Below are 11,008 nucleotides of genomic sequence, written 5' to 3'. Positions count from 1 at the left end.
TTACGAATGCACTTACTGCTGCTAACTTTAACAATTGCATCATTTATGGCAATCACAATCCTGAATTTCTGATTGAAGATGAAGAAGGTGCTGATGTTAATTTCAAATTTACTAATACTTTGATCAAATTCATTGATTCACACAATAAGTTTGGAAGTAACCCCATTTATGATTTTTCCAATACGTCTTTATACAATAATACCATATTTAACGAAGATCCTAATTTTAAAAACACCTCAAAAAATGATTTGATCATTGGTCAAAAATCAGGCGCCATTAACGTGATCGGAAACAATACTTTTTCTAATCAAGTGCCGTTTGATATTTTAAATCAGCCAAGAACAGCAACACCAGATTTAGGAGCTTATCAACATGTTATTTTTGAAGAGTAATCGAAATCTTGCTAGCATTCTTTTATACAAAAATTAGCTTATACGTTAGAATATATAAAATAAAAAACCTCACAGATTCTATTCCGTGAGGTTTTTATTTCAATTATTTTTATTAAAATCGATTAAGAAAACAATGGTTTCCCTTTCATCATCTCATTCACTTTTGCACCAATGGCTTCTATTTTGGCATCATTGTCAATATTGGTAAGAACATCATCTATCAAATCTACAATAACTTCCATATCTGCTTCTTTTAAACCTCTCGTTGTCACTGCAGGAGTCCCTATTCTGATGCCTGAAGTCACAAATGGTGATCTATCATCAAAAGGCACCATATTTTTATTTACCGTAATATCTGCTTTTCCTAAAGCTTCTTCGGCACCTTTACCTGTAAGATTTTTATTTCTTAAATCGATCAACATCATGTGGTTTTCCGTCCCGCCAGAAATGATATGATAGCCTTTCGCCACAAATGCTTTGGCCATAGCTGCGGCATTATTCTTAACTTGTAACATATAATGCATAAATTCATCAGATAAGGCTTCACCAAAAGCAATTGCCTTAGCAGCAATAATATGCTCTAATGGTCCGCCTTGGTTGCCTGGAAAAACACCTGAATCCAAAAGTGAGGACATTTTTCTCAATTCACCTTTTGGAGTTTTAAGTCCGTAAGGATTTTCAAAATCAGCACCCATCATAATCATTCCACCTCTAGGCCCTCTCAAAGTTTTATGCGTTGTTGTAGTTACAATGTGACAATGCGGCATTGGATCATTTAAAATACCTTTAGCAATCAATCCTGCAGGATGCGAAATATCGGCCATCAACAAAGCACCAACTTGGTCTGCCACCTGTCTGAAAGCTTTAAAATCCATATCGCGGGAATAGGCCGATGCACCTGCAATGATCATTTTAGGTTTTTCCTTTTTTGCGGTATCTTCCAGTTTGTTGTAGTCAATCAATCCAGTTGCTTTATCCACACCGTAAAACGAAGGATTATATAATTTTCCAGAGAAATTAACAGGCGATCCATGAGTTAAATGACCACCATGTGATAAATCAAAACCAAGAATTTTATCTCCAGGTTTCAAGCACATTGAATACACCGCAGTGTTTGCCTGACTGCCAGAATGTGGCTGTACGTTTACATAGTCTGCACCAAATAATGCCTTGGCACGGTCAATGGCAATCTGTTCCACTTCGTCCACCACTTCGCAACCTCCATAATAACGCTTCCCAGGATAACCCTCTGCGTATTTGTTAGTTAAAACCGAGCCAGCGGCTTCCATTACCTGATTACTCACAAAATTTTCGGAGGCGATAAGCTCCAAACCATTTAATTGTCTTTCTTTTTCAGCTTCTATAAGCTCAAATATCTGTTGGTCGCGTTGCATAAATTGTGTTTTTTAATCTCCTTTACAAAAGGAACTTCATGAATATTATAAATTTCATCAAAAATACTAAATACAATGCTCAATCATATCAAAATTTAAAACTTTCGATCAAAACATTCCTTTTTTAAACGCAATAAAAAGAGGTCCTTTCAAAATAAACCATTACCAATGGAAATAGATTATAAAACCCATATTTGATTCTGAATATTAGAAAAAAATCTGTGTAATTTAAATTCGAAAAGCTTTGGTTTTAAATAGCCAAAACCCTCAGTTTTTATACTTGTCATTGAGTCCGATTCCTTGAATTATCAATGGTTTAATTTTTTCCAAGCGTTTTAGTTTGGTTACTTCTTGTTTGGCTTCGTTGATATAAATAATGTATTCTTTTTGCCTTCCTGCCGTCAATTTTATAAAATGCTCGTATAGGTTTATATCTGTATCAAATTCTTTTTGAAGAAAATCGGGAATAGGCAATTGCTTAAATTTTTCAGGTTGTATTCTCAACCCTTTTTTCTCGTTTTCAATGGCTTCATTTATATATTCTGTGATTTTATCTGCATCAATTTCTTTTTTGGATGTAAAACGCCATTGCCTTAAAGCTTTGGTTTTTCCTTCTTGCGCATTGACCAACACCTGATAAGGGTCTTTCAAAAAAACACCGTTGTAAAACCATATCGTAAAATAGTTTTTAAAACCGCCATAACTCACCACGTTTTTTCCATGGTACGTAAAAACTTCTGAACCCCATTTTATGGATTTTTCTAGGGGCAATTTTGAAATTATACATGCCAGAATTTCCAACTCTTCTTGCCATTGTTTATTGTTTTGCATGGCTTTTTATTTACTTGATTTTGTTCTTATAAATAGCATCGCAATGGCTGAGGTCAAAACCCCCATAACTAACGCGCCAATAGCACTTTGCTTGGCATAATTAGGATAATTGAATTGTGCTTCTGCTTCGGCCGTGGTTTTAAAATATCCTATTTCTACAGAACGTTTAATGACATTTGGAAAATATTCGGGTGTTATGATATATGAAATAACCCATTGAGACAACGGACTCATTAAGGCAATGAAAATGGAAATGAAAATCCCAGAAATCAAACCTTGTTTATAACTCATGTTTCCGTTGTAATGGTTTTTCTTTTTGTCTTTTAGCGCCAATACCATTACCCAAATTGCAGGAATAGCAAACAGATTTGTCAAATACAAATGGTAATCTATGTACTTTCCATGAAGTCCGCATAGTTTTTCCAAAACCATCCAAGCCAAACTCATAATGACAAAAATAATGGCCCATTTTATTTCAAGTTTCTGATTTTTCATAACTTAAGATTTGATTATTATAATCTCTAAAATTTATTTTTTTCTGCAAGAACATTCATAATGCGCATCAATATATCTTATCGATTCTACGCACAATTCTTTTAATATAGCAATATCGATATCTGAAAGTTTATTAATATAAATACAAGCTTTTCCTTGCTTAAACTTTCCAAACTGAGTTAACAATACTTGGCTTTTTTCGGTATCCGAATAAATGTATAATGAGATTGCCGATTTTCTAGGCGAAAACCCAAGAACAGGTGCATCGCCTTCATGGCCACTGGCATATTTATAATGGTAATTGCCAAATCCAACAATTGATGGTCCCCACATTTTAGGTGTTTCGCCCGTAATATCCTGCAATAATGCTATCAATTCCAAACTATCCTTTTTCTTTTGTTCTGTATTTGCAAAAACATCAATGAATTCATAAACATCTGCTGATGAATATGTTGTTTTGTTTTTTGCCATATTATTAGGATCTTAGAATTTTATCCATGGCTTTTCCTTTGGCTAATTCATCGATCAATTTATCTAAGTATCTGGCCTTTTTTGTCAAAGGATTTACAATTTCCTCAATTTTATAACCACAAATGGTTCCTGTAATCAAATGTGCTTTTGGATTTAAATTTGCTCTTTCAAAAAAAGTTTCAATAGTTACTTTTTCATCAATAAGATCTTGCAATTTTATTTCATCAAATCCGGTCAGCCATTCAATTACTTGATGTAATTCAGAAATGGTTCTGCCTTTTTTCTCAACTTTTGCGATATAATAAGGATAGACCGAAGCAAATATTATTTTGGCCATCCGTTCGTTATGTTTGTCGGTTTCTTTCATTGCTTGTTATATCAAATTATTTGATTTTAAAACATACCGTTCTCATTGACCATTTCATCGGGAATAGTCTGACCAAAATCCCAAAGTTCCACAATTTTATCGTCCTCAAAACGAAAAATATGCATAACGGCACCTTCCCAACCGCCTTCGCCTTCTTGTTGCACACGAGAATGAACGGCTACTAAAAGCCCATCCTCCAAAGCTCTTTGTATTTCGAAAATCTTGTTTGGTGATTCCTTGTGTGCTTGTTCCATGGCTAACATCAAGGTTTCACGATCGGCTTTATAATAGGCATTATGATGTTTAAAGTGGTCTGAAACATACAACTCAAACGCTTTTCTGGACTGTCCACTACTTGCTAATTTTAAAAAATGCTGGGCAATTTCTTTCTTTGTCATCATCTACTGTTCTTTATTTTTAGCACTTCAGTTCAAAACGAGGTTTCACTAGATATATCTAACTATACGAAAACATTAAGAAGGTCTCACTTAACATCTATAGTTTTTATTTCAATCAAATTTATCAATTTATTACCATGTTTTTAACGACATTACTAAAAATGATTTGTATTATTTATTAGATTAAAAACAATATAATCAAAAGCCAATACTGAAACCATTAATAAATCAATAGTAATTGTTTCAGTATATTATATTTTTCACATTAAAATAATTGCTACTTTAGTCCATATCAAGGATTGCGCTATTTTTAAAATTGATTTGTATAATAAATAGGTGATTCTGTCCTAAATCATTAAAAACCAATTTTACAAAACCCCTTATGAAAAAAACCTACTTCCTAATTCTTACCTTTCTAGTATGTAACCAAATCAATGCACAACTCATCAAAGAAAAATCAATTGATGTGTCCGTAGGTCTTGGCTATAGTTTTCCTTTCGATGATTACGATACCGATATTTATGGTTCTGGGTTTTATCTACAGGGTGAGTATGTTCTTAATGTAGCATCATGGATTGGTTTCAGACCTTACGCCGGATTAATATTGACCAAAAGTGTTGAAAACAAACGGTTGCCTTCTGAATATAAATCGAACGCAAACGCATTTTTGGTTGGAGGAAAAGCACGAATTAAAGCGCCCATCCCTTGGGTTGCACCGTATATAGAAGTTGGTATTGGTGCTTCTGTCGGCTCATTTAAAACCATAACTCCTAAAACCCATATTGAAGAAAGTGGTGTATTGGCGCATATTCCTTTCTCTATTGGACTGGAATTAGGACGAAAACACAACTTTGATATAGCATTCACCTATTATGATCACGAAAGTGCCCAACAGTTTTCCGGTGCTTTTGCCTTTGGATATTCAATTCCTTTAGATAATTAATAAAACAATACGAATTACAAAAGCAACTGAACAAAAAAACGATTAAATGAAAATTACCCTTAGCACACTTGAAGATGTCGACGCCATTTTTGCAATTTACGATGCCGCAACAGCCTATCAAAAAACAGTAAATACTAAAGGGTGGAATGGATTTGAACGTGCTTTAATAGAACAAGAAATTAATGAAAATCGACATTTTAAGATTATAGAAAATACCGAAATTGCCTGTACTTTCGTGATTACTTTTAATGATCCCATTATTTGGATAAATTCAGAAAATGATAAAGCTATTTATTTGCACCGCATTGCAACCCATCCCAATTATAGAGGACGAGGTTATATCACTAAAATTGTGGAATGGGCAATTACCTATGCGAAGAAATACAATTTAGACTATATCAGGATGGATACCCATAGCGGCAACGATCGTTTGAATAAACACTATATAAATTCTGGTTTTACCTATAAAGGAATTAGTAGCATTCAATGGACCAATGATTTGCCCGAACATTATAAGGATGGTCCATTCAGTCTTTTTGAAATCAAAGTATAATCAAAAATAATATACCAACACGACCTACTTCCTTAAAATTGAAACAATATAATGCCAATAGAAAACATTCCTGAAATCTATCTTCCTAAAAGAACAGAAAGGCCAGATTTATTTGTTTATGATTTTAAGATGACCAATGATGTGGTCAAAAGCAAAGTCAATCTTAGCATGAATATGTTTAGCTTTCTTCAAGTAGGTAAAAAACAGGTCCATTTTGCTGGCAATTCAATTGCCGTAAACAAAGACCAGTCCTTATTGCTGAAAAAAGGGAATTGGCTATGGACTGAACTACTTGAAACTGAAGCTATTTATTACTGCAAACTTTTCTTTTTCTCTGAGAAGCCACTCAAAAAGTTTTTGGAAAAACATGCGGTAAACAAGGTTTTAGGACAAGAAATCACCCCTTATTTTTGCATTCAAAATGATGCTTACATCGGGTCTTACTTAAACTCGTTATCAACTATTGTGAATTCTCCAACTGTATTTCCAGAAAATTTGCTTTCGGTGAAATTTGAAGAATTAATGCTTTATCTTATTCAGAAATATGGTTTGAAATTTGAACTTTATTTACACTCATTAATCGCAAATGAAAGTTCTTCTTTCAAGCAAATTATTGAAAACAATATACATTCCAATTTAAGGTTAGAAGAAATTGCCTTTTTATGCCACATGAGCCTTTCTACGTTTAAACGCCATTTTATTAATGAATATAAAGTATCTCCCGGGAAATGGTTTCAGGATAAAAGGCTGCAAAAAGCAAAAGAAATTCTGGAAGAAGGCCATTTAAAAGCATCAGATATTTACTTCGAAATTGGCTACAATAATCTTTCCAACTTTAGCATCGCCTTTAAAAACAAATTCGGAATACGTCCTACCGATCTGTCTAAGTAAAACCAAATGTTTTTTAATTACACGTTGTATTCCGTGTAATTACTCAAAATAATTTATTTCTATTTCAATATTTAAAGTTCTTACGAGCAACTTAAGCAACCAACTTTTCTTTGGTAACTTTATCAACAACAAGTGCAATGGCACCATCACCCGTAACGTTGCAAGCAGTTCCAAAACTATCCATAGCAATATATAAGGCAATCATTAAACCAAGCATTTCCTCATTAAAACCCAACATGGATTGCAAAATACCAACGGCCGCCATTATAGCGCCTCCAGGAACTCCGGGTGCTGCAACCATAGCAATTCCTAGCATAAAGATAAATCCTGCAAAGAGCGTAAACGTAAACGGCATACCTTGCAAAATCATGAGAGCCATTGCACAAGCAGTAATTTTCATAATACTTCCCGACAAATGAATGGTAGCACATAACGGAATGACAAAGCCTGCTATTTTTTCAGAAACGCCATTTTTTAAAGTTTGTTCTAAAGTAACAGGAATAGTTGCTGCAGAAGACTGCGTCCCTAATGCCGTAAAATATGCCGGCATCATGGTAGCCAACAACTTAATTGGGTTTTTCTTTGTAAATACACCTGCAATGATATATTGAAGCAATAAAAGAAGAATGTGTAATAAAAAAATAACGCCAATAATACTCATAAACACTTTAAGGATAGAAAACACTTGACCATTAAAAGCCATACTCGCAAAAATCCCTAAAATAAAAAGAGGTAAAAGCGGCACAATCACTTTTTCTATTAATTGCATAATAATTTTTTCAAAATCTTTAACAACCAATTTCAAACTCGATTTTTCCTGAAATGACAATCCTAAACCAATTACAAAAGCCAAAACTAGTGACGACATGACATCTAATATAGGCGGAATAGTAATGCTAAAATATGGGGTCAGATCACGGCCAGTTTCAGCTATTTGTGCAGCATTATTAACGTGCGATTCTAAAAGCTGTGGAAATATATTGTCTGTCACAAAATAGGTCATAAACCCTGAAAACAAAGTCGATCCATAAGCAATGGCAGCAGTAAGCAATAATAATTTTCCGGCACCTTTTCCTAAATCAGAAATAGCTGGCATAATTAATCCCATAATAATCAACGGGATAGAGAAGTTCAAGAATTGTCCAAAAAACGAATTAAAAGTTGTAAATATCCGATTGATAGATTCGGGCAAATACAACCCAAAAACAATTCCTAATACAATGGCAATAAAAACTTTAAATAATAAGTTCGAAAATAAATGCTTCATAATGATATACTATATAATAAAAGGCACACGCTGCAGTGCTGTGTATATTTTAAAATCGCTAATATACAGCCAATGTGAGAACCTAGCATTTTAATGACCATATTTTTTCTTGACAATCCCATCCATCAGTTGTCATACTTTTTTATCAATGGTATAATCATTTAATTATCGATGTTGGACAAAATTTAATCTGACCTTTTTTCATAAGTTAATGAACTGTTTTGATAAGCATTAAAGTTTGCCTTCACAATACCTTTGTCAGAAAGTTTATAACACTAAAACACTCGAACATTATGAATATCACTTTAGAACAGGCAGAAAAGGCAATCGTTGCCGCAAAACAAAAAGCAGTTGCAATAGACACAAAAATGAACATTGCTGTTGTTGACGCTGGTGCAAATTTAGTTGCCTTTGCCAGAATGGATGGCGCATGGTTAGGCTCTCTTGATATCTCTATCAAAAAAGCAAAAACAGCTCGTTTTTTCGATATGAATACTGGTGTTGTTGGCGAATTGTCACAACCTGGAGGTTCTTTATATAATATTGAACATTCAAATAATGGACTGATCACATTCCCAGGAGGCATTCCAATTAAAAACTCCAATGGAGAAATCATCGGTGCCATTGGCGTTAGCGGAAGCTCCGTTGAAAATGATCATGCTGTTGCAGAGGTCGGAGCTAAATCCCTCTAAAAATAAAAACCCCCTAAATTATAAAAGAGGCTGTCTAAAAAGGCAGCCTCTTTTTTTATATATCTAACTATTGACAAAGCAAAATAAGCTACTCTAAATGCATCTAAAATAAAAAACACGACCAGATAAAGTCGTGTTTTCATAATAGTTATTTTTTACTACTACAATTTTATCTCGAATAGTTTGGAGATTCCTCAGTAATGGTTACGTCATGTGGGTGACTTTCATTGATCCCTGAAGAGGTAATTTTCACAAAACGACCAGTTTCTTTAAGTGTTTCAACATCTTTAGCACCACAATACCCCATACCTGCACGCAAACCTCCAACAAATTGGTGAATGCTTTCAAATAAATCTCCTTTATAAGGCACACGTCCTACAATCCCTTCCGGCACCAGTTTTTTGATATCATCTTCCACATCCTGAAAATAACGATCTTTACTACCTTGTTTCATGGCATCTACAGATCCCATTCCACGATAAGTTTTAAATTTTCGACCTTCGTAAATAACCGTTTCCCCAGGAGATTCTTTAGTTCCTGCCAACAATGAGCCCAACATAACCGTGTCTGCACCTGCGGCAATAGCTTTAGGAATATCACCTGTATAACGAATACCACCATCAGCAATTACCGGAACGCCGGAGCCTTTAATGGCCGCAGCAACTTCTAACACTGCTGAAAACTGAGGATATCCCACACCTGCAACAACACGAGTTGTACATATCGAACCAGGGCCAATACCTACCTTAATAGCATCTGCACCAGCTTCGACTAAATATTTAGCCGCTTCAGCCGTTGCAATATTACCAACGACCACTTCAAGTTCTGGAAATGCTTTTTTGATGGTTTTTAAAACAGTTACCACACCTTTAGTATGGCCATGGGCGGTATCAATAATTACAGCATCCACTCCAGATTTTACTAAGGCTTCTGCCCTTTCGAGCGCATCACCAGTGACGCCAATGGCGGCGGCAACTCGTAAACGACCAAAAGTATCTTTATTGGAAATTGGCTTTGTGGTCAGTTTTGTAATATCTCTAAAAGTGATTAAACCGGCAAGATTATAATTCTCGTCAACAATAAGCAATTTTTCAATTTTGTTTTTTTGAAGAATCCCTTCAGCATCTTGTAATGAAGTTCCCACTGGCGCAGTAACCAAATTGTCTTTGGTCATGACCTCCACAATCGGTCGTGAAGTGTCTTTTTCAAATCGCAAATCCCGATTGGTAACAATCCCTTTCAATATGCCATTATCATCAATAATTGGGATGCCGCCAATACCATGTTCTGCCATATTCTGTTTGGCATCCAACACAGTAGCGGTTAAAGGCAAAGTCACCGGATCGATGATCATACCACTTTCAGCACGCTTTACCCTCCTAACTTCGTCTGCCTGCTGGGCAATGCTCATGTTTTTATGTAACACCCCAATACCACCTTCTCGCGCCATGGCAATAGCCATCGCACTTTCGGTAACTGTATCCATGGCAGCGGATACAATAGGAATATTAATTTTTATATTTCGTGTAAATTGGGTTTGGATATTGACTTCTCTAGGAAGAACTTCAGAAAAAGCTGGAACTAGTAAAACGTCATCGTAGGTTAATCCTTCGCCTACTATTTTGTTTTCGTGTGCTGTCATTGCAATTGCGGTTTAATTGCGTGCAAATCTACGGAATATTTATGGAAATTAGTCTTAAAATTTTCCTATTGTCGATTCTTTTTGTCCTTTTATTTAATTGAAAAAAGTTTCCCACAAGTTCTATTGAAGTGTTCCAACAATGCAGATTATTTCTAATATTCTAACCAACAATCCACTAAAAACTCAAAACCAACCTCTACCCTCTAAATTACTACCCTCTACATAATCAATGATAGTTCTTGAAAATTTTAGTTGCTTCATTATAAGCACTCTCAAAACTTAAAGCATTTAGAGTATTACATTTTTTTGTAGTAAAATAGGAAAGTAATTTTTCGGTGGGCATATTTCCTGTCAATTCATCCTTTGCCATAGGACAACCGCCAAACCCCTGAATAGCACCGTCAAAGCGTTTGCAACCAGCATTAAAGGCGGCGTCTACTTTTTCATGCCAAGAGCTGGGTGTTGTATGCAGATGTGCACCAAATTCGATATGTTGGTATTGCGGAATTAAATGAGAAAAAAGGTAATCAATATTTTCAGGATTTGAAGTACCGACGGTGTCGCTCAACGAAAGAATTTTCACGCCCATATTGGCCAAACGTTCGGTCCAATCGCCAACAATATCAACATTCCAAGGATCGCCATAAGGATTTCCAAATCCCATAGAAATAT

General features: G+C 35.0%; 12 protein-coding genes and 2 pseudogenes. 5 read left to right on the top strand and 9 right to left on the bottom strand.

The features are described from left to right. A pseudogene (locus VNJ50_RS03030) lies at window positions 1-392 on the top strand (hypothetical protein); the annotation flags it as partial. A gap of 122 nt (window positions 393-514) precedes the next feature. Here the strand turns inward: VNJ50_RS03030 and glyA are convergent. From glyA to VNJ50_RS03000, 6 genes are all read right to left on the bottom strand, one after another. Further along, the gene (gene glyA / locus VNJ50_RS03025) at window positions 515-1,786 is read right to left on the bottom strand and encodes a serine hydroxymethyltransferase (RefSeq protein WP_325578933.1); all 1,272 of its coding nucleotides are present in this window, start codon (window positions 1,784-1,786) and stop codon (window positions 515-517) included. A gap of 267 nt (window positions 1,787-2,053) precedes the next feature. Next, on the bottom strand, window positions 2,054-2,617 hold the full coding sequence (locus VNJ50_RS03020) for a YdeI/OmpD-associated family protein (RefSeq protein WP_325578931.1): 564 nt from the start codon (window positions 2,615-2,617) through the stop codon (window positions 2,054-2,056). A 6-nt stretch (window positions 2,618-2,623) separates the two neighbouring features. After that, window positions 2,624-3,112: a DUF4199 domain-containing protein gene (locus VNJ50_RS03015; protein ID WP_325578929.1), complete on the bottom strand. Its 489-nt coding sequence runs from the start codon at window positions 3,110-3,112 to the stop codon at window positions 2,624-2,626. A 33-nt stretch (window positions 3,113-3,145) separates the two neighbouring features. Next, entirely contained in the window at window positions 3,146-3,583 is a 438-nt protein-coding gene (locus tag VNJ50_RS03010; RefSeq protein WP_325578927.1) for a DUF1801 domain-containing protein, read from the bottom strand. A gap of 4 nt (window positions 3,584-3,587) precedes the next feature. Next, window positions 3,588-3,950: a DUF2200 domain-containing protein gene (locus VNJ50_RS03005; protein ID WP_325578925.1), complete on the bottom strand. Its 363-nt coding sequence runs from the start codon at window positions 3,948-3,950 to the stop codon at window positions 3,588-3,590. A gap of 26 nt (window positions 3,951-3,976) precedes the next feature. Then, window positions 3,977-4,351 (bottom strand): nuclear transport factor 2 family protein, encoded by a 375-nt coding sequence (locus VNJ50_RS03000; RefSeq protein ID WP_325578923.1) that lies wholly within the window; start codon window positions 4,349-4,351, stop codon window positions 3,977-3,979. Between the two features lie 379 nt (window positions 4,352-4,730). On the opposite strand from VNJ50_RS03000, the gene VNJ50_RS02995 reads away from it, so the two are divergent. From VNJ50_RS02995 to VNJ50_RS02985, 3 genes are read left to right on the top strand one after another with little or no spacing between them, the layout of a single operon-like run. Then, window positions 4,731-5,291: an outer membrane beta-barrel protein gene (locus VNJ50_RS02995; RefSeq protein ID WP_325578921.1), complete on the top strand. Its 561-nt coding sequence runs from the start codon at window positions 4,731-4,733 to the stop codon at window positions 5,289-5,291. A 46-nt stretch (window positions 5,292-5,337) separates the two neighbouring features. Next, on the top strand, window positions 5,338-5,844 hold the full coding sequence (locus tag VNJ50_RS02990) for a GNAT family N-acetyltransferase (protein WP_325578919.1): 507 nt from the start codon (window positions 5,338-5,340) through the stop codon (window positions 5,842-5,844). Window positions 5,845-5,895: 51 nt separating this feature from the next. Next, a complete protein-coding gene (locus tag VNJ50_RS02985; protein WP_325578917.1) occupies window positions 5,896-6,735 on the top strand; it encodes an AraC family transcriptional regulator in 840 nt (279 codons plus the stop codon). Window positions 6,736-6,826: 91 nt separating this feature from the next. Here VNJ50_RS02985 and VNJ50_RS02980 read toward each other — a convergent pair whose 3' ends face one another. Then, complete coding sequence (locus tag VNJ50_RS02980; protein WP_325578915.1) at window positions 6,827-8,002, bottom strand: dicarboxylate/amino acid:cation symporter; 1,176 nt, start codon at window positions 8,000-8,002, stop codon at window positions 6,827-6,829. 293 nt (window positions 8,003-8,295) lie between these two features. On the opposite strand from VNJ50_RS02980, the gene VNJ50_RS02975 reads away from it, so the two are divergent. After that, a complete protein-coding gene (locus VNJ50_RS02975) occupies window positions 8,296-8,694 on the top strand; it encodes a heme-binding protein (protein WP_325578913.1) in 399 nt (132 codons plus the stop codon). 169 nt (window positions 8,695-8,863) lie between these two features. Here VNJ50_RS02975 and guaB read toward each other — a convergent pair whose 3' ends face one another. Together guaB and VNJ50_RS02965 are read right to left on the bottom strand one after the other, a co-directional pair. Continuing rightward, the gene (gene guaB, locus VNJ50_RS02970) at window positions 8,864-10,336 is read right to left on the bottom strand and encodes an IMP dehydrogenase (protein WP_325578911.1); all 1,473 of its coding nucleotides are present in this window, start codon (window positions 10,334-10,336) and stop codon (window positions 8,864-8,866) included. Window positions 10,337-10,562: 226 nt separating this feature from the next. Then, a pseudogene (locus VNJ50_RS02965) lies at window positions 10,563-11,008 on the bottom strand (hydroxymethylglutaryl-CoA lyase); the annotation flags it as partial.

The sequence above is a fragment of the Gelidibacter sp. genome, assembly GCF_035577925.1.
In the GTDB taxonomy this organism is placed as follows: Bacteria; Bacteroidota; Bacteroidia; order Flavobacteriales; family Flavobacteriaceae; genus Gelidibacter.
The sequence above is the reverse complement of the archived record's forward strand: the minus strand, read 5'-3'. Positions and strand labels throughout refer to the sequence as shown.